The sequence below is a fragment of the Niallia sp. FSL R7-0271 genome, assembly GCF_038005785.1.
In the GTDB taxonomy this organism is placed as follows: domain Bacteria; phylum Bacillota; class Bacilli; order Bacillales; family Cytobacillaceae; genus Niallia.
The window spans coordinates 265634-289147 of record NZ_JBBOTZ010000003.1 but is presented as its reverse complement, the minus strand read 5'-3'; the positions used below and the strand labels follow the sequence as shown (position 1 = coordinate 289147).

Annotated in this window: 25 protein-coding genes and 2 pseudogenes; 2 read left to right on the top strand and 25 right to left on the bottom strand. The window is 34.9% G+C overall.

What is annotated here, in order from left to right:
• Nucleotides 1-162: 162 nt before the first annotated feature.
• A complete protein-coding gene (locus tag MKX82_RS28855; RefSeq protein WP_127742905.1) occupies nt 163-492 on the top strand; it encodes a four-helix bundle copper-binding protein in 330 nt (109 codons plus the stop codon).
• Between the two features lie 77 nt (nt 493-569).
• Here MKX82_RS28855 and MKX82_RS28850 read toward each other — a convergent pair whose 3' ends face one another.
• Entirely contained in the window at nt 570-1232 is a 663-nt protein-coding gene (locus MKX82_RS28850) for a CadD family cadmium resistance transporter (protein ID WP_127742907.1), read from the bottom strand.
• Between the two features lie 274 nt (nt 1233-1506).
• Between MKX82_RS28850 and MKX82_RS28845 the strand changes: the two genes are divergently transcribed.
• A complete protein-coding gene (locus MKX82_RS28845) occupies nt 1507-1779 on the top strand; it encodes a hypothetical protein (protein ID WP_341082125.1) in 273 nt (90 codons plus the stop codon).
• A 110-nt stretch (nt 1780-1889) separates the two neighbouring features.
• On the opposite strand, the gene lpdA is transcribed toward MKX82_RS28845, so the two are convergent.
• The 24 genes and pseudogenes from lpdA to MKX82_RS28725 all read right to left on the bottom strand — a co-directional run bounded on the left by lpdA (nt 1890) and on the right by MKX82_RS28725 (nt 23502).
• The gene (gene lpdA, locus MKX82_RS28840) at nt 1890-3311 is read right to left on the bottom strand and encodes a dihydrolipoyl dehydrogenase (RefSeq protein WP_127742909.1); all 1422 of its coding nucleotides are present in this window, start codon (nt 3309-3311) and stop codon (nt 1890-1892) included.
• Nucleotides 3312-3529: 218 nt separating this feature from the next.
• Entirely contained in the window at nt 3530-6151 is a 2622-nt protein-coding gene (locus tag MKX82_RS28835) for a heavy metal translocating P-type ATPase (RefSeq protein ID WP_127742925.1), read from the bottom strand.
• A complete protein-coding gene (locus tag MKX82_RS28830) occupies nt 6144-6509 on the bottom strand; it encodes an ArsR/SmtB family transcription factor (protein ID WP_127742911.1) in 366 nt (121 codons plus the stop codon). Before MKX82_RS28830 ends, MKX82_RS28835 begins: the two co-directional genes overlap by 8 nt.
• 434 nt (nt 6510-6943) lie before the next feature.
• Nucleotides 6944-7378 carry a signal peptidase II gene (lspA, locus tag MKX82_RS28825; protein ID WP_127742913.1) on the bottom strand — a complete coding sequence of 145 codons (435 nt, stop codon included), beginning with the start codon at nt 7376-7378 and terminating at the stop codon, nt 6944-6946.
• A 226-nt stretch (nt 7379-7604) separates the two neighbouring features.
• A complete protein-coding gene (locus MKX82_RS28820) occupies nt 7605-7742 on the bottom strand; it encodes a hypothetical protein (RefSeq protein ID WP_164849819.1) in 138 nt (45 codons plus the stop codon).
• A 263-nt stretch (nt 7743-8005) separates the two neighbouring features.
• A pseudogene (locus MKX82_RS28815) lies at nt 8006-8854 on the bottom strand (Tn3 family transposase); the annotation flags it as partial.
• Nucleotides 8855-8894: 40 nt separating this feature from the next.
• Nucleotides 8895-9104 carry a transposase gene (locus MKX82_RS28810; RefSeq protein WP_235856741.1) on the bottom strand — a complete coding sequence of 70 codons (210 nt, stop codon included), beginning with the start codon at nt 9102-9104 and terminating at the stop codon, nt 8895-8897.
• Nucleotides 9088-9561, bottom strand: coding sequence for a hypothetical protein (locus MKX82_RS28805; protein ID WP_341082119.1), 474 nt, complete (start codon nt 9559-9561; stop codon nt 9088-9090). Before MKX82_RS28805 ends, MKX82_RS28810 begins: the two co-directional genes overlap by 17 nt.
• A 62-nt stretch (nt 9562-9623) precedes the next feature.
• The gene (locus MKX82_RS28800; protein ID WP_235856739.1) at nt 9624-10211 is read right to left on the bottom strand and encodes a hypothetical protein; all 588 of its coding nucleotides are present in this window, start codon (nt 10209-10211) and stop codon (nt 9624-9626) included.
• Between the two features lie 262 nt (nt 10212-10473).
• Nucleotides 10474-10953: a DUF4158 domain-containing protein gene (locus MKX82_RS28795; RefSeq protein WP_341082114.1), complete on the bottom strand. Its 480-nt coding sequence runs from the start codon at nt 10951-10953 to the stop codon at nt 10474-10476.
• Between the two features lie 225 nt (nt 10954-11178).
• The gene (locus MKX82_RS28790; RefSeq protein ID WP_341082113.1) at nt 11179-11478 is read right to left on the bottom strand and encodes a DUF6980 family protein; all 300 of its coding nucleotides are present in this window, start codon (nt 11476-11478) and stop codon (nt 11179-11181) included.
• Nucleotides 11479-11824: 346 nt separating this feature from the next.
• Complete coding sequence (locus tag MKX82_RS28785; protein WP_127742917.1) at nt 11825-12028, bottom strand: hypothetical protein; 204 nt, start codon at nt 12026-12028, stop codon at nt 11825-11827.
• 747 nt (nt 12029-12775) lie between these two features.
• On the bottom strand, nt 12776-13051 hold the full coding sequence (locus tag MKX82_RS28780) for an HU family DNA-binding protein (RefSeq protein WP_127742919.1): 276 nt from the start codon (nt 13049-13051) through the stop codon (nt 12776-12778).
• Between the two features lie 238 nt (nt 13052-13289).
• Nucleotides 13290-14628, bottom strand: a pseudogene (locus tag MKX82_RS28775) (IS3 family transposase).
• A 465-nt stretch (nt 14629-15093) separates the two neighbouring features.
• Nucleotides 15094-16152: a flavin-containing monooxygenase gene (locus MKX82_RS28770; protein ID WP_341082109.1), complete on the bottom strand. Its 1059-nt coding sequence runs from the start codon at nt 16150-16152 to the stop codon at nt 15094-15096.
• 48 nt (nt 16153-16200) lie between these two features.
• The gene (locus MKX82_RS28765) at nt 16201-16650 is read right to left on the bottom strand and encodes a MarR family winged helix-turn-helix transcriptional regulator (protein WP_127742923.1); all 450 of its coding nucleotides are present in this window, start codon (nt 16648-16650) and stop codon (nt 16201-16203) included.
• Between the two features lie 166 nt (nt 16651-16816).
• Nucleotides 16817-18460, bottom strand: coding sequence for an FAD-dependent oxidoreductase (locus tag MKX82_RS28760; RefSeq protein ID WP_341082108.1), 1644 nt, complete (start codon nt 18458-18460; stop codon nt 16817-16819).
• Between the two features lie 55 nt (nt 18461-18515).
• Nucleotides 18516-18788 carry an iron-sulfur cluster biosynthesis family protein gene (locus tag MKX82_RS28755; RefSeq protein ID WP_182103613.1) on the bottom strand — a complete coding sequence of 91 codons (273 nt, stop codon included), beginning with the start codon at nt 18786-18788 and terminating at the stop codon, nt 18516-18518.
• A gap of 2 nt (nt 18789-18790) precedes the next feature.
• A complete protein-coding gene (gene arsA / locus MKX82_RS28750) occupies nt 18791-20572 on the bottom strand; it encodes an arsenical pump-driving ATPase (protein WP_341082105.1) in 1782 nt (593 codons plus the stop codon).
• A 16-nt stretch (nt 20573-20588) separates the two neighbouring features.
• The gene (arsD, locus tag MKX82_RS28745) at nt 20589-20957 is read right to left on the bottom strand and encodes an arsenite efflux transporter metallochaperone ArsD (protein ID WP_341082103.1); all 369 of its coding nucleotides are present in this window, start codon (nt 20955-20957) and stop codon (nt 20589-20591) included.
• A 23-nt stretch (nt 20958-20980) separates the two neighbouring features.
• Nucleotides 20981-22279, bottom strand: coding sequence for an arsenic transporter (locus MKX82_RS28740; protein WP_341082102.1), 1299 nt, complete (start codon nt 22277-22279; stop codon nt 20981-20983).
• Between the two features lie 15 nt (nt 22280-22294).
• Nucleotides 22295-22654 carry an ArsR/SmtB family transcription factor gene (locus MKX82_RS28735; RefSeq protein ID WP_341082100.1) on the bottom strand — a complete coding sequence of 120 codons (360 nt, stop codon included), beginning with the start codon at nt 22652-22654 and terminating at the stop codon, nt 22295-22297.
• A 193-nt stretch (nt 22655-22847) separates the two neighbouring features.
• On the bottom strand, nt 22848-23186 hold the full coding sequence (locus MKX82_RS28730; protein ID WP_127739785.1) for an ArsR/SmtB family transcription factor: 339 nt from the start codon (nt 23184-23186) through the stop codon (nt 22848-22850).
• A gap of 106 nt (nt 23187-23292) precedes the next feature.
• Nucleotides 23293-23502, bottom strand: a complete 210-nt coding sequence (locus MKX82_RS28725) for a hypothetical protein (protein WP_127739786.1) — start codon at nt 23500-23502, stop codon at nt 23293-23295.
• Between the last annotated feature and the right edge of the window lie 12 nt (nt 23503-23514).

The window sequence follows — 23514 nt, the reverse complement described above, 5'->3', positions numbered from 1 at the left end:
TGTAAGGACTTAATTAAATTGTGTCCATGAAACTATACTAACTCCAATATCTATGATAAAAGACACCGTTAGTTTAAAATTTATTAATTACGGAGGAGAAATTATGAATAAAAGATATGTGTAAGGTAAAAATATAATTGAATCAAAAAAGGAGGGATAGTAATGTCACAGGAACAATTTCAAGCCTGTATTGATGAATGTTTAGCTTGTATGAAGGTATGTAATCATTGTTATGACGCTTGTCTCAAAGAGGGAGATAGCCACCATATGGCGGATTGCATTCGGTTAGATCGAGAATGTGCCGATATGTGTGCCTTTGCTGCTGGAGCAATGTCTCGAAATAGTCAATTTGCTCATCAAATTTGTCAACTATGTGCTGAGATATGTGAAGCATGTGGAAACGAGTGTAAAAAACACGATCATGCTCATTGTAAAGAATGTGCAGAAGCTTGTTTCAAATGTGCAGATGTATGTCGTAAGATGGCTAGCTAATATCTTATTAAGGTACCGTTTTCTAAGACAAAAGTCCCTTTGGAGCATCCATAGGGACTTTATGTTTGACATCTACATTAATTGAACAAATTCCAAAGGGAATTAAAAGTTTCGTTCTCTACCATTATATATATACCTAATCCAACAAATACAATGGGGATAATCCATCTTCCATATTTCTCTAGAATTTCAGATACATGTCTGAAAGCTGCTAAACGATAACCTAAGAAACACCAGATAGCAACCATTAAGAGGAAGATAATAACTGTAACAACCAATTCACTTATATTTAAGGTTGAAAAATAAGGTACATAGATCCCAATATTATCCCCACCATTAGCAAATGTGATGAAGGCAATACTCATAAAGAGTTTATTAAATTTTCCTGAGTTCAAACTAGATAAGATAGCACCTTCATCTTCATCTTCGCCCTTTATAAATAACTTAATCCCTAAAAAGATTGGAATTAAACCAAGCAAACCAACCCATTGCTTAGGAATTAGCATAACGCCAAAAGTCCCTAAAAGACTGATCAAAACTAACAAGGAAAAACCTAAATATTGACCAATGACTATTTCTCTAGGGTTGATTAGATTATTTTTTGTTTTCATATTAACCTTTCTACCGTCACTCGTTTTAGCGTGTGTCTTTGCCTGAGAAAACAGCAGCATTAAAACAAAAATGTCATCAATATTGGTTACTATGAATGCCCCAATTGCAGATATAAAGGTTAAAGCCATTTTTATCAACTCCACTAGCATTTCATTTAAATATTAGTATATACGTTTGAATATTATTAAAAGTTTACCCAATATATTAAATCTTAAACAAATTACCCATTTTCGTTTTTAATATTGAACAAAATATTGCCTTTGATTAGTGTACATGAAAAGATAACTGATCCAATATCAAGTGAGAAGCAAAATACAGTAAAATTCCAACAAAAAAGAAAAGAAAAGAATAATTGGTCGATCTTCAGTCTCACTTACAACAGGTAACAACTCAACCGTAGCTATGTATAGAAATATGCCTGATGTAATGGAAAGAGCTATAGCAAGGATATTGCTATCTACCTTGAAAAATTGTGTGCAAGACAAGGCAGCAAACGCATCCAATATCGTTGATATAGCCAATAAGAAAGATTCTCCGATTGACTTCTTCTTGCTTTTTAAGCTTGCAAATACGATTGAAGCAATCGCCATTCCAGCGCTCATGGCCATTAAGCCATTTAAGCCTCTCCTAGACCAATTTTTTAAAGGAAGATCACAAGACCATCCAAGACATTAGCGAAAGCCGCAGCTTAAACGTAGAACAATATGTCCATTGATTCCCCCCACTTCATTAAGTTTAAAATTCAACCTGCACTTATGAAAAGTGCAGGTACGCCTACATTCACATTATTGTTTTTTATTCAGCATGTGAATGGCATGTCCCATAACACCTTCAGCAGCCTCCATTAAAGGCTCTGGCAATGTAGGATGAGCATGTATGGTAAGACTAAGATCTTCGGCTGTTGCCCCAGACTCAATCGCTAAAACGGCTTCAGCAATAAGCGATGATACTTCCGGCCCTACCATCTGTACGCCTAACACCCTTTTCGTAGTCTTTTCAGCTACAACCTGTACAAAGCCATCTGCATCCGAAATAGATAATGCTCTGCCATTCGCTTGGAATGGAAAGCGACTAGAAACCGTTTCGAATCCTTGTTCTTTCGCTTCTTTCTCCGTTAAACCTGTATAGGCTACTTCAGGATCACTGAAAATAACAAAAGGCATGGCTTGAAAATCAATCACACTTTTTAGCCCGCTAATCACTTCTGCAGCTATCTTTCCTTCATAACTAGCTTTATGGGCAAGGAGGTATCCACCAGCACAGTCCCCTATTGCATAAACATGCTCAACATTTGTTTGACATTTGTCATTTATCTTAATAAACCCGCGTTTGTCTAATTCTACTCCGATATTTTCCAAGCCAATTTTTCCTGTGTTCGGTTTTCTTCCTATAGAAACTAAGCAATAATCACCTTTAATAATCTCTTCTTCTCCATTCACCTGAACATGAACGTTTACTTCATCACCTGTATTTTCTCCGCTTTGGACTAAAGCATTCGTTATAACTGTGATACCAAGTTCCTTTAAATGCCGTTTTACTACATTTGTAAGCAACGGGTCTGTACCTGGAAGAATTGTATCCGATCCTTCTAGGATGGTCACTTTTGCCCCGAACTTAGCATAAGCAGTACCCAATTCCAAACCGATATAACCACCACCTACCACAACTAAATGCTTTGGTACTTCCTGCAACATCAATGCCTCCGTTGAAGAGATGATTCTTTTTTTATCAAATGGCATATTTTTTAATTCGAAGGGCAAAGACCCTATCGCAAGGATTAAATCTTTATAAGAATACATTTGTTCTTCGTTACCCATTCTGATTTTAACAGTATGGGATTTATTGAGATAAGCTTCTCCACTGATGACCTCCACACCATTTCCTTTCAGTAAGGTCCGGACCCCATTCGTTAGTTTATTCACTATACCGTCCTTCCACTTCACCACTTCCGTCATATCTACTTCAACTTCCCCAGAAACCTTTATTCCCATTGAGTTTGCATGTTTTATGTGCTTTACTCGTTCAGAAGCACTAATAAGAGCCTTTGAAGGTATACACCCACGGTTAAGGCAAACCCCTCCTAATTCTGCTTTATCCACCAAAACCACTTTTTTCCCCAACTGAGCAGCGCGTATGGCTGCCACATAACCTCCTGAGCCTGCGCCTATAACTAACAAATCCAGATCCTTTTTTACTTCAGCAGTCATTTCAGTTTCCTCCTGTTTTCCTAATGAATTAAAAGAATTATTTTTAATTAAGAATGAAATTGCTTTTGTTCCATATGTAGACCTGTATGTAATATAAAAACTGATGTTTTACTTATACCCAATCTTTTCATTTTTAATTAGAATGGATTTAGAATTTATAATAAATGCAATTATTTTTAGAAAAGGGCTTTCCAATCAGTCTGGAAAGCCCTTTTCCTTTATTCTTTCACTTTCATGAGTCGCATACCATTTAGTGCTACCAGTAGAGTTGCCCCCATATCTGAAAGAATAGCAATCCAAAGCGTTAACCAACCTGGGATGACCAATAATAAGGCAATTAATTTAATAGCGATTGCAAAGGTAATGTTAGCCTTGATTATATTTAGCGCTTTTCGACTAAGTTTCACAGTGAATGGAAGTTTTCTTAAATCGTCTCCCATTAATGCAACGTCTGCTGTTTCCAGTGCTGTATCTGTACCAGCTCCACCCATAGCTATCCCAACAGTAGAAGCTGCCAACGCAGGGGCATCATTGACACCATCTCCAACCATTGCTACGTTACCGTACTGGGATCTTAATTGTTTAATATAGTCTAATTTATCCTGTGGCATCAATTCTGCCTGAATATCTGATACTCCCACATGGCCGCCTATTGCATTCGCAGTACCTTTGTTATCACCTGTAAGCATAATTGTTTTTTTGATGCCAAGTTGATGTAGCTTTTGAATGACTTCCTTACTTGATTCACGTACTTCATCAGCTACCGCAATAACAGCAAGCATTTCTTTTTCAGTTCCAACTACCATAGCAGTTTTACCTTGGTTTTGAAGAGTCGTTACATTTTTCTCTAAGTTCTTATCGAAATTAGTAGTTGCTAATTCTTTAAAGAGTTTTGGACTTCCAATATAATAAGTATTCCCATTTACAATACCTTTTATACCCTTACCTGTAATAGAAGAGAAATCCTCTACCAGTACGTCTGAATAAGTAATGTTCTCCTCTTCTGCTTTTTTCATAATGGCCGATGCAAGAGGATGCTGAGAACGATACTCTAACGCAGTAATGATGGATAGTAATTCTTTTTCATTTACATGCTTGTTCAACACATTAAAATCAGTTACAACTGGGACACCTTTTGTTAACGTACCCGTTTTATCGAATGCAATGGCCTTTAAAGAACCCATTTCTTCTAAATAAACTCCGCCTTTTATCAGGACACCTTTTTTCGCTGCATTCCCAATCGCTGAAACAATGGAAATCGGAGTAGAAATGACTAACGCGCAAGGGCAACCAACGACAAGAACAGCTAAGCCTTGATAAATCCATGTTTCCCAACTGCCACCAAAGAATATAGGAGGGATTACAGCAACTAATGCTGCAATGATCATAATAATTGGCGTATAATATTTCGCGAATTTCTCAACAAAGGCTTGAGATGGAGCGCGTTCTCCCTGTGCCTCCTCTACAAGGTGAATAATTTTAGAAATGGTTGTATCTTCAACCAGTTTAGTTATTTTCACCTCGAGTAAACCTTCTTCATTTAGCGTACCAGCAAATACTTCATCATCAACCGTTTTCTCAACCGGCACTGACTCACCTGTAATAGCTGCTTGATTGACGGCAGAATAGCCACTTACGACTACACCATCCATGGCAATCTTTTGACCAGGTTTTACGATCATGATATCCCCAACGGTAATATCATCGACATGGATCATCATTTCTTGTCCATTCCGTCTAACGAGTGCTTCTTTTGGCGCGATGTCCATTAATGAACGAATCGATTGTCTTGCTTTATCCATAGAGAATCGCTCAAGAGCTTCACTGATTGCAAAGAGAATAACAACAATGGAAACTTCTGCCCATTCTCCAATAATGGCACCACCTATAACAGCCACTGTCATTAGGGTTTTCATGTCAAATTCAAAGCGAACTAAGTTTTGCAAACCGACTTTAAAGAGCGATAATCCTCCTATCAACATGGACGCTACAAATAATATTGTAGTAACAATGTTCTCATCCCCATTCACAAACGAGGAAAGGTAACCAAAGACAATCAATAAGGAAGCATAGAGTAAGGTACTGTACTTTTTATAGAATGGCACTTTTTCTTCTTTCTTAACCTCTTGTGAAGCTTGTCGGACAGATTTTTCAGGGGCTATTTTAAGATTCTCAAATGCACCGGCTTTTTCTAATTCTTCAATCGTTGCATTTCCGTAAACATCAATTTTGGAAGCCCCAAAATTAACTTTAGCTTCCTCTACTCCAGGAAGTTGTTTTACATTTTTCTCAAACTTCCCTGCGCAGTTTGCGCAAGAAAAACCTTCAACTCGGTATACATTCTTGTTCTCGATAACCACTTGTGCTTGCCTTCTTGGTTTTTCAGGGGCCACTTTAAGATTTTCAAACGCTCCGGCTTTCTCCAATTCTTCAATCGTTGCATTTCCGTAAACATCAATTTTGGAAGCCCCAAAATTAACTTTAGCTTCCTGTACTCCAGGAAGTTGTTTTACATTTTTCTCAAACTTCCCTGCGCAGTTTGCGCAAGAAAAACCTTCAACTCGGTATACATTCTTGTTCTCGATAACCACTTGTGCTTGCCTTCTTGGTTTTTCAGGGGCCACTTTAAGATTTTCAAACGCTCCGGCTTTCTCCAATTCTTCAATCGTTGCATTTCCGTAAACATCAATTTTGGAAGCCCCAAAATTAACTTTAGCTTCCTGTACTCCAGGAAGTTTTTTAACATTTTTCTCAAACTTCCCTGCACAATTTGCACATGAAAACCCATCTACACGGTATACGGTTTTATCCTGTTCTAATTGTTTTGCTGATTCACTCAACTTCAACTACCTCCTTATGATGCGTAAAGGCTACTAGTATTAGCTGCTTTACATGTTCATCATCTAATGAATAAAAGACTAGCTTGCCTTCTTTGCGATATTTAGCTAGACCAATATTTTTCAGCAATCTTAAATGATGGGATGCTGTAGCAGTCGTAGATCCCACAATGTTCGCTACATCGCAAACACATAATTCGTCCTCTAAGGACAGAGCATAAGCAATTTTAATCCTTGTATCATCTGACAGGGCCTTAAATACTTTAGCTACTTCTAAAGGATTTTGTTCAATAAGCTTGTTTTTAGTTCTAACCACTTTCTCCTCATCGATACACGTGACCTCACATACATCTTTAGTCAAATTTCCACCCCTCAATATTCAAATGTTTATTTGATTATTATATTATGTTTTATTATTCTATACCAACACAAACAAATAGTCAAATGATTATTTGATTAAAACGAAAATTTCATGCTATTTATATTGTCTTTCAACACTAATTATCTCCTACATCCATTAGGATAAAAAATAACCCTGATTTTTCTTCTTAGCGTAGAAAAATCAGGGTTTTAACTACCAAAAAATATATTAATGTATAAATGCGTTTTGCCGGCAGGACCCCTTCTAAGTAAAGATAAATGGTGAATGTTGTCTGTACCACATATTGTGATGTTTATTTTAACATGGAAAGTATAGTTTTGCTCCTTACGAATTTTCCATTATAAAAACACCCAATAGCAATTTCACGTAAAAATATATCCGATATCCCCAATATTCTTACTTTAGGACTTTTTTTATTCTAGTTTAGCCTCTCTGTAAGTACTAATAATAAGTAATATAGCCCCACTAACTAAAAATATGTCAGCCGTATTAAAAATTGGGTAATTAATTAATCTGAAATCGAACATATCTGTGACTTCCCTAAAGATCAACCTGTCTATTACATTACCCAAAGCACCTCCGATAAATAAACCAAACGCTATACGAGTTAACTTATCTGTAACTTTCCGAGAATACACGAGAAAGCCTATTATAGCTATGAATGCAATGGCAATTAAGAAGCCTGTTTGACCAGAAAATATTCCCCAAGCAGCACCGGAATTGCGATGAGATGTTAAATAAAAAACCTTATCAATTAAAGGAATGGATTGGCCATAATCCATAGTATTCCGTACCGAGTATTTTGCAAGCTGATCTACTGCAACTACAATAAGAATAATCCAATACACTATTTATCACCTCGAATACAAGAAAAAATTTGTTTGAATAAATGAACAATCAATATAAAAAAACACAAGGAAAATGATGATTTAACAGCATTTGTAAGGTTTTTATAACATTCATATATATGTTTGAATGTTATATATCATAGATTAATGCTTATAAGAATAAAAGTCAATATTCAAATATATATTTGAATTTGAAGAATCCGTTAGAATAAAAAATACATTTTTGTTAATCAGTAGCATCTTCTTTTTTATTGACTTTGAACTCTCTAACTGATTCTAACAAACTGTCTGAATTTCTTTCTCCTAACTCTTCAAGAAAGTCAATGAATTCACCTTCTCCATTTTCATCACTAAAATCGTTCATTAAATCATGAAGTTCCCATTCAATAGTCTCTAACTCTTGAGTTGAGCAGGTGTTTAAAAAATCATCGTATCGTATATATCATCACGAAGCTTGTTATAAATCTCCCATCATGAGTCTTTTTCCTACCATCTTGAATCTCTTCGGTTCATCATCCATCGAATCTTATCAATACCTAACATTTAGAACACTCCTTCATTATGTTAAGGACATCCTTTTTTCTCTTGTAACAGGCACTTCAAATGGAAGTTTGGGTGGTTTACGGTTTAGATCAATTCGATATTTGCCGAACCGATTGACATGTGCCGTAACATATAAGGGCTTAAATAGGAAATCAACTCTTCATCATAATCATTTCCTTCTTGCATGTAGTCATGGAGAATACGAGATAAAGAGAACACATTATAAAAGATGAGGCAATTGGCCACTAGGTGGTTATATTTAATAACCTTGCGCTGTTTTTCACGGTCATTTTCAGCGATAATCCCTTCACCACCAAAGAAGATCCACTTGGTAAACCCATTAAAGGCTTCACTTTTATTGGTAGCTGCTTGAATAGTTCCTCTCAGTTCCTCGTCAGCCATATATTTTAATAAAAACATCGTTCGTATCACTCTTCCAAGCTCACGAAACGCCTGATACAGCTTATTCTTTTTGCTGTATGTTCCTAATTTATTGAGAATGGTAGATGGAGTAATTTTACCTGACTGGATGGACATAGCAACTCTAATCATGTCTGGGTAATGAGTCTCAATGAGCTCCCAATCGATTTCTGCTGAAAAAAGTTCATCAATATGCTCATACACCTCTTCTTTACAGGGACGGTATAATTTTAAATCTTTCCAATTACGTATCCTAGGCATCAGCTGAATTCCTAATAAAGAAGAAAGCCCAAAGACTGTAGTACTCTGCCCTTGAGTATCTGAATGGAGAATTTCAGGTTGAATTTCGGCTTTATCATTAATCAAAATGTCTAAAATATGGATACCTTCCCATACTCCACAAGGAATAAAATTACTGAATAAAGCAATATAGGTATCGGAAACATGATAATAGCCAATCCCGCCATATCCTCCATAACGAATATGGTTTTCGGATAGAAGATTTTGCTCATATAAATCCCATTTGGTTCCGTCGGCTGAGGCCCTCTTTCCATCACCCCAATATTTTGGAAGATCTTAATTGGTTATAGGCATTAATGATATATTGAATCGCTTTGTCTAAGTTTTCAATAGTTACATGACGTTGATTAATCCATGCAATTTGTTTTCTGTCTAGACTACCTGATCGAGCTGTTTGAGTGGGTCCTAAATTACATCCATAGCAAAAGGCATTGGTTATGTATCGTTCAACGGCATTCCTCATGTCCTGAAATGGGGCCAAAAAAACGTGTCCAATTTAACCAGTATTCAGTATTAGCCAACATATCCAGGACATTAATCGGCTCCAAACTTTCAGCTATATATTCTTCCAGTTTCTTTAAGCCTGGGGGAACTTTTTTCTTCTTTAACTTTCCAATCACCACTTCGCTGTTTTCAATCCGTACCTGTTCATTATGAGGAAAAGATTGGTCTGTCTGGCTTGTGACTTGTTTAAATTCTTGCTGTGTCTTTTTAACGAAATCGGTACCAGAAATAGGCAAGTTCACGTGCTTGCAAAAATTAGCTAAATTCTCTTCATAGTCCTCCCATGAAATGAGTTGCTTTCGATAATCTGCATATTTTTCGCTTCCTTCAATATATAAGTCGCCGGCTTTAAGTTCTAACATTATCTGCGACAGGACACATACTTCAAAGTGGCGACGATTGATTTCATCAGGCATTTTTTCTTTCTTCTTTTTAGGACTGATCCAACGCCACTAGGAATCTGGAACCCAGGACAAGTCTAATAAAGGCGTAATTTCCCAATCCTCTTTCCTTTTTTTTCGATGTGAACGGCTGGTATGTATTCCTTTTTCGTATATTGATGAGTAAGGAGAAAAGAAATCGCCTCTTCCAGTTCTTTGTCTTGTGTAGTTGAACGGAGTCGAATGGATTTAAGAATTTTAAACAATGTAGCACGGTGACTTTTATAGAATCGCCATAGGAATAAAAAGTAATTGTCTCCGCTAAAAGCTAAATGGTTTTCGCAATCTTGTAATACTTGCGCTTCATGTTCTTGAAGTACCTTTTGCATGGCCAGAATTCTTTCTTCAGGATTCCCTTCTGTTTGGTAAGCAAGCAGTAATTCATGGAGGGTTGATATTAATGAATCCGTGCGTTTTTGCGTCTTTTCTTTATGATCCTTTAAATGTTGACGGCCTTTTTTATGGATGCTCATCATTCTTTTAATAAGCATTTCTCCAATATCATCTAATATTTTTGACAATTGCATAGATACAAAGGAAAGCGTGAGCGCATATCTTTTTTTAGATTCAATTTCCATCATACGAGAGGCACCCAACGTTTTAGCTTCAGCTGCCATTTGTTTCACTTTGATGTAAGAAACGTCTTCAAGTAAATCGGTTGGAATGTGCTGGTTTATTAACCAATTCCGACGTACAATTAAATCGTTGAGGTGTGATAAAGTGGCTCTTTTCGCGTCCTCATTCAGTTCATTCCAAGGACTATAAGTAGTGCCTTCGGGTATCTGAAAAAGCTGATCTATATTCTTTTTTTGTTCATCATTAGTGCATGGTCAATCTGATGATAGATGGCACGATAGGATTTGTTTCGAACGTCATTGGCTGCATCTTTTAAGGTATTAAAACGGGCAATTCATATCGTTGACGTACTAATTCTTCAATTGCAGCATTGACTAGGTCGGCCGGGTCATCCTTGGTAAATGCCAGTTTGCTCATTGTATCAATCAAATTTTGTTGGGCTTCATAATCAAACGGTCGAAGCTGAAGATAATCCCGAACAAAACGAAAATGTCGTTTGGCTGTTCTCTTTTCACTATAGATTTTCCACTCTTCTTTGGCAGGTAAAGGCTGGTATGCTTTTCTCGCAATATGTATGACAATCGCTTCTGGAACATCGACAACTTGAACAAAAAATCCAAGCTTTTGTACGGTTTTGATTAAAACGAGTAAAGCTAATTGCTGTAAGGTTCCTTTAGATTTAGCCTCTGTCCATTCTATTTCATTCATTTTTGGGGAATATACTTCTTCCAAGTCCTTTTCCGTTAGGTTACTCTTAAATCTCGGGTAAATGGTATCTTGAATACTTGGCAATTTATATCCCTTCTTTGTTTAAATTTTTTGACAATCATATTTTTAGGATAAAATAAAACCTATCATTTGATAGGTCTGGCTGGTAATTCCATTATTTTCTAGAGTGGCCCCTCAATCTGCGAATCGTTTCCGTACCCCTAAGTTAGTTTTTTCATTTAAAAATGCTTCCTTAGAAATAAAAACAACAAAACCGCCTTTAGGCAGCTTTGTTAATAAACATAAAAACTATAATTTTGTACTACACCACGGACAAAAATTTATGCTTATACTAGAAGAACCCCCATCATGAATTACCAATCCGTAATCATTGTCTTGTTTATCATATATGATTACTTTATCTGGACATTCAAAGGGATCATCATGAATATCACACTTAAAATTTGCATGATAATCCATATCTTCACAAAGTAAATCGTTAGAATCTTCTCCTTCTATTTCGCTAGCTTCATCGTTAAATCTCCAAAAATTCAGTTCTCCTATGTAGTAATTTTCTTCCTTATAACTAAAATGAATTTCTCGACCCATCTTTAGATCTTTCAGAAATTCAATGTAGCTATATCCCATAATTCTAACTCACACACTTTCGAATAGCATCCTAATTCTCTTAATAATACTTTATTTCTTATTACACTAAATTCCCTGTTTGTTACATTAGAAAAAGTTCTCCACTAACTATCATATTTGAGTGGTAAACAAAAGAAGCCTACTCTAAGTAGGCTTTTGCTTTAAAAGGATATAATATCTAGAGCTTAATCATGAGTATTTCTCATTTTCATCTATCCATTTCCAGGAGATTAAATCGAATGAGTCAGAAGCCGTCATGGAAAACAAAATAAGAAGGTAGTTTTAAAACAACTGTTTCACCAGCTTTTCAACAATTTAGAAACCATTCTGTAATAGCTTTTTCTTCCTTTGGCCATAACTCTTCTTCATTTTCCTCATAAAAGCTGTAAAATTCATCAAACTGTTCATCTAGTATGTGTCTAAATTCCACATCTGAGATAATTCCTTGGCTACCAGCAAATAGCGACGAATCCTCTGATTCTTTAAATAATTCATTATTTTCCCTATCCATAGAAAACATCCTAATGTCAAATGAAGTTTGATTCATAAAAACTACAAAATCTAATAAATCAATATTAGGGGAAAAATTGTATTTTGAATTTCCTTTAATTTTTTTATAATAGTTTCAGTATGATTACTTAAACTTTCAACAAGTGTATCCATTATATGCCAAAACGCTAAATATAATATAAATTTTTCCTTTAGTATAATTTAATTTGACCATTCTACTCACATCGTCACCTAATAGCTATAAAACTGAAATTTCTTTTTCTGCTAAACTGCCACGATTGAAGCAAGGCTCTTTTCTTTATTACAGGAATGCTGCCCTGGTTATAACATAGTAAAGTTTCTCACATTTATTTTGTAATACGCCTTCAACAATACTTATCACTAAAATATACAGTTTCACGCAGTAAATGTGCGTTAACTCCTAAAACAAGCGTTAATCCTTATTAGATTGAATTTTCGCAAAGAAAAAGCCGTATAATCCCATATATACCATTGGTTTCGACGGTCGCTTTACTTATTTTATTAAGCGTTAATTGTTATTTAACGCAGACTTGATTTTTTATATATTCATTGCTAATCCGTTCTTCTCTTGTCTGTTAAACGTCAAATAATCTCTTTTTAGTATTTTATTTCCTTTTTGAATTCATAGTAATTAGTGCTTGGAACCGCAACCCAACACTTGGTTTTAAAAAATCTAACAACATATAAAAAAATAGGCAGAGTTTAAAACCTCTGCCATACATAGCTCTTATGATTTAACAGCATCTTTTAAGTTTTTTCCAGCTTTGAAAGTAGGTGCTTTACTTGCTGCAATTTCTATTTCTTCACCAGTTTGCGGGTTACGACCCTTTCTAGCTGCACGTTCGCTAACGGAGAAAGCACCAAATCCTAAAATTTCTACTTTTTCACCATTTTTCAATGATGTTGTGATTGTTTCCATTACGGAGTCAACTACTCTAGTTGAGTCTTTTTTTGATAGTTCTGAGCTTTCAGCTACTGCATTAATAAGTTCTGTTTTATTCATAATATGTACCTCCTTAAAATCAGTCCTCTAAATAGGACACTATTAGTATTTCACAAACTTATTTAATTCGCAATTATAAAACTATTTGACTTGGAGCCTTATCTAAAGGTAGTTTAAAATGTGACATTATAATACTAGTTTAGGAAGCCCTCTTATGAACAAACGCCCCCTTTCGTATTATAAGGTCAGCCAGAAAATATTAAATTGTACCCTTTGTAAAGGACATAATGAAAAAAGGTCAGGCTGAATAGAGAAGGTGATTTCTGTACTGTACAGGAGTCATCTTCTTTAAGTTCCATTGGTACCTGAAGTCGTTATAGTAAATCATATAGTTTTTAATTTCCTTTTTAAGTTCCTCTAATGTAGTACATGGCTTTATACTAGCTTCATCTTTTAAGTGACCAAAGAAAGATTCTTGAGGGGCATTATCCCAACAGTTTCCTCTTCTTGACATAGACTGTCCAAGTCCTAGTTTTCTAACGTATTTCTTGAAAAGTTGGACTTGTATAATGTGCTCCTTGATCAGAGTGTATATAAGCTCCCTCCGCAAATTTCACCTGTTTATTCTTAATTAACATTACTAATGTATCTATTGATAAATCTATTGTCATTGTATTTGAAACATTATAGGCAAGTATTTCATTAGTTGAACTATCTATAATCGTTGATAAATAAGCCTTCTGTCCATTACCGTAATATAAATATGTAATATCAGTAAGTAGAATTTTTCCGGGAATTCCTTGTTTAAACCTTCGGTTTAATAAATTGGGGAAAATAGGGTGCTCTTTAGTAGCTTTCAACATTTTCTTATAGGGGTTAGCTTTTCTGATAGTACATACAATTTTGTACTTTTTCATTATTCTTCGGATCCTTTTTAAATTATAAATAATTTGAAATTGCCCCTCTAAAGTCATTTTAATTTGACGTGCACCTTTTTGGCGTCGTTTAAAACAAAAAGCCTTTAGAATATTTTCTTTGAGTATCAAATCACGTTCTTCTTTATACATCCTTCTTTATTGAGATTTTGAAGAAAAGTAATTATAAAAACCTGAGCGAGTAACACCTGTAATTTTACATAAATAACTTACCATATTTTTTAGATTATATTTTTCTATTACAGAACGTATTAAAAGAAATTTCTGGTCAGCTGAAACTTTTACTCGTTTATCTTTAGCCCCCTTTCTATCAAATCTAACTTTTTTAATAATTCGTTTTCAGCTCGTAACAACTGAATTTGTGCCTCTAATCTAGCATTCTTTTGTTTTAGAGAAAGCTCCTTTTTAGATGGTCTCCCTGAATTATCACTACGCGTATCCCTAAGTCCTTTTACTCCAGGATTCCCTAAAAGCAGTGCGCCATCTTGAAGCTGCCCTTTGTACTCTGACTATCCCAATAATATCTATATCAAAGCCATTTTCCTCAAAAATTAATCTTGGTAACTTTCCTTTTTTACTTTCCGCTATAAAAATTCTTTTAAACTCATCTGTATATGTAATACTTTTTGAACTCACAGATTTAACATATGGATTAATAGTAAGTAAGTCAATTTCTTTCTCAGTAAAATGTATTTTAGACATCCTAAGTGTTCTCCAATTTCCTATAGATTTTCTTATTATACATAAAAGTACCCCCTAGGTAGACCTTTTTAAGTGTCTACTCCATAGGGTACATTTTATATTTCTGGTTGACCTTTTTTTATATCGATATATGATAATCGTAGCCAGGGTAGAACGTCCGCCCCCGTGGGACTAGATCCCGTCAACTAAACCGTTCACCCCCTACTTGTAGAAACATGTTTGAGGCTGGTTGAGACTTGATCTCGTATAACAAGCGAAGCTGTGATACTGCATTAGGGATATAGGGGTTACTGGCAAAGAATTCAAAGGAGGAGATTTTAGAATGAATCCAGGTTTTTACTTCTTCGCAAAACTTTTCTTCTTTGCAATATAAGGAATTAAAATTAAACACTCACTTCATTAAATTAAAGCAACTATCAATTCTTTCAAAAAAAAAGCAGCTTTTTGCTGCTATAACAAATCGATTCAATTTTTTAAAAAGCGTAATAGCTTTTGAACTACAAACTTCGAATCAGGTCCCACTCCTCTTAAAGTTGCAGAGGCAAATGTTCGTTGCCCATCTAGTCCCACATAATATAATCCCTTCACGGATGTACTGACACCAGCTTGATGAATTGGATTCCCATTTATATCAGTTGCACCAATATCAGCTAAATGAGGCAAATAATTTTTATATCCGGTTGCAAATATAATTGCGTCCACGGGCTCTTTACTTCCATCTGCCCAAACTACTCCATCACTATAAAAAGAAGTAAACATTCGCTTTTGATCTGGATTTCCTTCTTTAATTTTTTCCTTATAATTCCCCAAATCGATAACTGAATTTGATTGTGGAACACTTTTTCTAAATCTCCAAAATGGAAAATTATCAAACCCTGTAATTCTAATCCAATAGTGAAGATCCAACCCTAAAACTTTTTGTTTTAGTAGATTAACTTTATTTCTTACAGCTAAAGATGTGATACTAATTTCGGAAAGTTCAATTGCAATTTGAACAGCAGAATTGCCGCTTCCTACGACGATATTTCTTTTATTAATAAAACTGGTTGGATTACGGTATTCAGAAGAGTGAAATATACGCCCTTTAAATAACTCTATTCCCTTTATATCTGGTATATATGGGTTTCGGAAAGAGCCTGTAGCATTAATAATTGTTTTGGATTGAAACCTATTACCTTTTTCCGTAATTAGTGTAAAAATCTCATCTTCTTTCTTAACAGATACAACCTGCTGATTTCCTTCTATAGGAAATTGAAAAAACTGAATATAGTCTTCTAAGTATTTTATTACTTCAAATCTAGATGGATATTCATTTGCGTGTTTTGGAAACTTCAATCCTGGCAGTGATGCGAAAGAAGCAGGTGAAAATAATTTGAGACTGTCATAATAATCTGGCCATGATCCCCTAGCTTGGTTACTTGAATCTAAAATTAAATATTGAAGTTTATTCTTTTTTAAATAATATCCAGCAGCTAATCCAGCCTGCCCCCCACCAACTACAATGGCATCATAAATTTTACCCATAGTGCCTCCTCTTATTGTTTGTAATTTGCAAATATATATCCAGTGGAATTATTCCATGATATCCCTGCAGCACATACTTGATTTGGCCATAGACTCATTAAGCAATATAAGTGAACGGATAACAGTTTCCCTTTCAAACTCATTCATATTTGAAAAAACCTCATCTAAATAGGAACTTATTTGATGATTAATAGTAGTTGCAATAAACTTCCCTTCTGTGGTTAGAGAAAGGATACTTATCCTTCTGTCTTCAGAATCAGGTGTTTTTTTAACTAGATTCATTTTTACTAAAGATTGTATTTGGCGGCTAAATGTCGTAATGTCTGTTCCAAGAGTATCTGCAATTTGCTGAATAGAAGGATTATGTTGAATATCAATCTCATAAAGTATTTGACTTTGAATAAGTGAGATTTCAATTCCTCCAGCAGTGCAACAATTTTTATTTAACATTCCAAACCGTCTTGTTAATATCTGAAATAGTTCTCTAATATTTTCCAAATTATCCACCTCTATAAATTATTATATAAAATAATTTGTAATTTGCAACTAATATATTGTTATTTACTTTTGATTTATTTGTTGGGTATCCATGCAACTTCTCCATCTAATTAAACACACAATATAAAAAAAGACCTTTAGATTTTTCTAAAGGTCTTTTATATCATCATCTATTTTTCATATAATTTTGGTAATTTTTATTTCCACCAGAAAGATTATAAATATCATTGAACCCTAAGTTACGTAGTACATTTTGTGCAGCATTTCCAGTTACCCCACTATTACAGTAAGTTACTGTAGGTAAATTAGGGTCGAATTCTTTAGATTTCTCACGTAATTCACCTAATGGAATATTAACGGCACTTTCCACTTTTGATACATTATATTGTTTTGTTGCACGTGTATCAATTACCTGGATCGTTTCTCCTTTTTCAATTCTTTCTGTTAGTTCTTTCGGTGTAATTAGCTTATTTTTCTTTTCAATAGCATTTTGTAAGGCCATACCAGTATACATAACTGGATCTTTTGTTGTGCTAAATGGAGGTGCATAGGCAAGATCTAGGTGGAATAAATCTTCTGCTTTTGCTTTAAACGTCATTGCTGTTACAAAAACATCAATCCTTTTATCTACACCTTCTTCTCCTACTATTTGCACACCCAAAATTCTGCCAGTTTCTCTATCTGCAATAGCTTTTATAACTAGCTCTTTTCCTCCAAGATACTCTGCTCTAGCTGGCTTAATATTATGAAGTATTTCAATGTTATAGCCTTCTTCTAAAGCTTCCTCCTCATTCATACCTGTTTGACCAACAGCCAAATCAAATACTCTTAAGATGCCAGTACCTAAAATACCTCGGTGTTCTAAAGAACCTCCCGTTATTACATCACCAGCTATTCTTCCCATTTTGTTAGCTGTACTTCCTAATGGACGATAGATAGGTTTCCCAGTGATAACAGAATAACTTTCTGCCACATCACCAACAGCATACACATTAGGAAGGTTAGTTTGCATTTTGTTGTTAACTGCTATAGCTCCAGTATCACCAATAGTAACCCCTATTTCCTTAGCTAATATTGTATTTGGGCGAACACCTGTAGCTAATATGACAATATCCGTTTCAATAGTTTTCCCTGACTTTGTTTGTACGTTCTTCTCATTTATAGCAGTTACTTCATCACTTAAAATTAGGTTGACTCCCTTTTTCACTATATGATCTTCAACACGTGAAGCAATATCTTTATCCATATGTGCCATTACGTGATTACTACGTTGTACGATTGTTACATCTAATCCTCTATGAGTAAGCTGCTCCGCCATTTCTAAACCTATATAGCCAGCTCCAATAATGGTTGCTTTCTTTGGTTGGTTCGCCTTCATATATTGATCAATTGCTGCTGTATTTTGTATCGTACGTACTTGGAAAACATTCTCTTTATCAACTCCTGCAATGTCAGGAGTAATTGGTGAAGCCCCTGTTGCAAATACCAATACATCATAAGTGTCTTCTTTTATTTCATTTGTATCTAAGTTTTTAACTTGAACTTTTTTCTGCTCAGCATCAATCGTAGTTACTTCATGACGGGTAAAAATATCTACGTTGTAGCGTTTCTTAAACCAAGCTGCACTTCTTGGTGTTAATGTTTCCAGTTCCTCTACTTCTCCACCTAGGAAATAAGGAATACCACATATAGAATATGAAATGTCATAATCTGCATTATAGAGTGTTATTTCCGCTTTTTCATCGTTTCTTCTTGCTTTCGCTGCTACTGATGTACCTGCTGCTACTGATCCTATAATAATTACTTTCATGAATTATATCCTCCAAAATACAAATTAAAAATTCTATATTATTACTTCTATATAATTAGCAATTTTGTTCTGGTAGCCCAGAAAGAACTAATCCACCTTCTGAAAAATCAAGGACAACATTATCTGTCATATCTTGAACTCGCTCATCCATTGCAACTTGTATCTTATTAATCATTAAGACTTTATCTGTCGTTTCTGGAGAGTCTAAAGAAACACCTAATTGTGGTCCACAGCATCCTTGACCAGCAAAATAAAACCGAATGCCCTGAGCTCCATTTTCTTTTATCATCTCTAACAGTTTATTTTCTGCAACTTCCGTAATTTTCATTATTATCTTCCTCCATCATCAGAAAAGTAATGTTTCTGTATTTGCTTGTAGCCAATAATTTCTTCTGGTTCCCATGGAATTAATGCAACTTTATCATTGAGTGCTTCTTTTATCTTTTTCATCCAAATTTTTTCGGCTTGTGCTTTTTGTTCTAAGATGGGATCTGTTGTTTCAGTTGCATATAAACTCTGATTAATTACCCACCAACTTGTTTTAATATCTGCTCTTAATAGATCTTCTTGTAACCTCTGAGCTTCGAAGACTGGCGTCGCCTCTGCTAGTGTAGTAATAATCACACTTGTTTCATACTGGTTACGTAACCTTGGTAATAGCTGTTGAACACTTAATGGTACATCACCTTTCGCTTTTTTAATCTCTTTATAATAAGATTCAGCTGCATCTAATAACAACAGAGTATGACCTGTCGGAGCTGTATCAATAATAACCACTTCTTCATTAGAACGGCTAACTACCTCAGCGAAGGCACGAAATACTGCTATTTCCTCCGTACATGGTGAATTTAAGTCTTCTTCAAGGTAAGAAAGGCTATCTTGGTCCATATCAGTCTTGGCTTTTTCTAAAACTTCTTTTCTATACTTATCTACTTCCACCTCTGGATCAATGCGGCTAATGGTTAAATTTTCGTGCAAGTTTCCGTCAAACATGTTTCCAATATGAGCTGCAGGGTCTGTAGTAGTTAAATGAACTCTCTTCCCTTTATCAGCTAATCCAACTGAAATAATAGAAGCAAGAGTGGTCTTACCAACTCCACCTTTTCCCATGGTAAAAATAACTCTACTATTATTTTCATGAAGGTCTTTAACCATTTCCTCGATAGGACTATAATTCAATCCCTCTATTGATGTATATTCATTTTTGTTAATATCTTCTGTTTCAATAAATAATCTTCTGAAATTGGATATACCTGTTAATGAATATGGAACAAAAGGTAAGAAATACTGGGAAAGCCCATTCAATCCTATTGGCATATTCTTTAATGACTGGGATTGGCGTTGGTGAAAAACTTCAGAAATTCTATCCCCTTTTGTAAAGCCTTTTAATATACCATTTATAATAATCACTTGATTTTTAATGCCTATTACTTTTAACTCTTTGGAAGCTCGCTCTGCCTCATCTAGTGAGAACTTTTCTGGCCTAGAAACAAGAATTAATTTGGTTTGATCTGGGTCAGATAAGACTTGAACTGTAGTTTTATAAACTTCTTTTTTTCTATCCAATCCAGAAAGTGGACCAAGACACGAAGCACCATGAGTTGATTCATCTAAATATCCAGTCCAAGCCGTCGGTAATTGCAAAAGCCTTAAGGTATGACCAGTTGGCGCCGTATCAAAAATAATGTGGTCAAAGTTTGATACAATTTTTGGATTGGATAATAAGTTCGTAAATTCATCAAAGGCTGCTATTTCTACTGTGCAAGCACCCGATAATTGTTCTTCCATTTGGGCTATAACTATTTCTGGTAACTTATCACGATAAGGACCAATAACATTATTTTTATAACTTACTGCAGCCTGTTCTGGATCTATGTTACAAATTGATAGACCTTTCACTCCTTTAACTTCAGTAGGTTCATTGGATAACTCCATTTCGAATACGTCTTGGAGATTGGAAGCCGGATCAGTGCTTACAAGAAGGACTTTTTTATTTCCATCAGCTAACGCTATAGCAGTGGCAGATGCGGTAGAAGTTTTTCCTACCCCACCTTTTCCAGTGAAAAATAAAAATGGGGTACCTTCGAGAGCAAGTGGATTAAATTTTTCCATGTGCCAGTTTTCCTCCTTATTTGTTGTCTATTTGGATGAACTGCAATGGAGTTAAAGGTTTCTTTTCCACTAATTCTGTTTCCTCTAATGAATACCATTTTGCTAATTCCTCAGTAGTAGGATAGCTGGCTTCCTTTACTATTTCTCCATTTAATATAACAACCGGTAAACAATCTGTTCCTTTTTCATGCAACAACTTATTTACTTTGTTATTTTCAACAAAAGCCCCTGGATCGTTAGCAAGATTATACCTTTCGATAGTAAACCCCTTTTTACCTAACTGAAAAATTGCTGATGCTATTCTCGTTAGTTCAGGATCAACTGAAGGGCCACAAACTCCTGTTGAACAGCACATTGCCGGATCGAATATTTGTACTTTTGTCATTATTAACTCCCCTTTATTTGTTCTTATGAAAGGATGGAAAGCCACAGATATAAACCTATCAGTGTAATTAATAAGGTTGGAATAGTTAAGATAATTCCTGTTTTAAAATACGTACCCCATGATATTTTTACACCCTTCTGAGATAGCACATGTAGCCATAATAAAGTAGCTAATGAACCTATTGGTGTTATCTTAGGACCTAAATCAGAACCAATAACATTGGCATAAATCAATCCTTCTCTGATTATTCCAGTAGTATTTGTATCTGCAATTGCTAAGGCATCAATAAGTACGGTTGGCATATTATTCATAATGGACGATATAATAGCCGCAATGAATCCCATTCCAATAGTTGCAACGAATAATCCCTGGTCTGCAGTTGCTTGAATAACATTTGAAAGTAAGTCTGTCAAACCAACATTACGTAGTCCATAAATAACCACATACATTCCAATGGAGAAGAATACAATTGCCCATGGAGCACCTTTAATTACTTTCTTAATAGATACAGCAGAGCTTCTTCTTGCAAAAACTAGGAAAATAATTGCGATTACACCAGCGATGATTGAGACTGGAATAGAAAGAAATTCGCTTACGAAATAGCCAGTAAGTAATACAGCCAATATCACCCAAGATAAACGAAACATTTTCAGGTCTTTGATTGCATCTTGTGGTACTTTTAATTGATTTAAATCATAAACCTTTGGAATCCTCTTACGGAAATATAAATACAACACGAGGATACTTGCCACTAAAGAGAATATATTCGGTACGATCATTCGGGAAGCATATTCTACAAATCCGATATCAAAGAAATCAGCAGAAACAATGTTTACCAAATTACTCACAACTAAAGGTAAAGATGTAGTATCAGCAATAAAACCACTTGCTATGATAAAGGGAAAAACCATCTTCTCTTCTAACTTCAACGCTCTAACCATCGCTAGAACGATTGGCGTTAAAATTAGGGCTGCCCCATCGTTTGCAAATAACGCAGCAACAATTGCTCCTAATATAGAAACATAAACAAACATCTTTAGACCGTTACCACCAGCAACCCTTGCCATATGTAGAGCTGCCCATTCAAAGAAACCAATTTCATCTAAGATTAATGAAATGATTATGATTGCTACGAAAGCCAATGTAGCATTCCAAACAATTCCTGTTACATCGACTACATCATTGAAATCAACTACGCCTACAAGAAGTGCTAAGATTGCACCGCCGCATGCAGACCAACCGATTGATAGGTTTTTCGGCTGCCAAATAACTAAAGTTAAAGTTAATAAAAAGATAATTATTGCTAGTATTGTTTGTAGCAAAGCTGTTAACCTCCATTAATAACATGTAATTCTTAAACCTTTTTCCTCTAACCAATCAAACTTCTCTCGTTGGCTAGGAACATGTTTTAATAATTCTCTTACTAATAGGTAGTATTCACTCGTTGTATTTAAAGAATAAACCACCCATTGTCCTTTTCTTTGTTCCTTAACAATTCCAAGGTCTTTCATTTTCCGTAGGTGCTGGCTAATAGATGGCTGTGACATCTGAAAAATTTCAACAAATTCGCAGACACAGCATTCTTGTTCAGCCAACATACTTACCATGGATAATCTTGTTTTGTCTCCTAAGAGTTTTAAAATATTGGCTGTATCCTTTACATCTATTACCTTTAAAGATTTATCTTCTTTTATCATTTTTATCCACCTCCCTTAACAGACTAATAACAATTTATATAAACATATTATTATTTACTTATATAAAGTCAAAAAAATAGCCTTTATTGAGTCATGTAGTAAACAAGCACTTTGCATATATAATTATATGCTTATATATTAATTTAAAAAAAAGTTAATGTCAATCACGTTAAACATTAACCCCTTAACTTATTTAATCACATGAAATTCGCAATCCATTTTCTTCAAGCCAAATAAATTTTTCTTTTTGGCTCGGTACGTACTTTAAGATATCTTTTATCATAAAAAAGTATTGATTTTGTTGATCTAGAGAATAGATAACCCATTGCCCTTTTCTTTGTTCTTTAACCAAACCGGAATCCTTTAATTTTCTTAGATGTTGACTTATAGCTGGTTGCGACATTTGAAAAACATCGACAAACTCACATACACAGCAATCGTTTATCATAAGCATTCCCATTATGGATAATCTTGTCTTATCACCTAAAAGTTTTAAAATATTCGCTGTAGTTTCTAATTGTTCTGAAGACATATTAATCATCCACTTCCGTTGAATTAACTTTATCATATAGTTGAGTACCATAGTATGCAAGTAAATAGGAGTTACCTGAACACCTATTTCCTTGCATCAATGCTAATTAATTAGCTAATTCTTTCTCTAATTCATTATAAGCTTGGATGAAATTGTTATACGATATGTTTCCAAGCGTTTTTGCTTGATTCTTAAATAACCTCGTAAAGGTCTTCTCTCTTGCCATTTCAACGGACCCTCCCATACTTGTCATGATAAGTGTCAAGTAGGCTTTAAAGTACTCTTTACTTAGATTACCTCCATTATTTATAACCATAATACTCCCTCA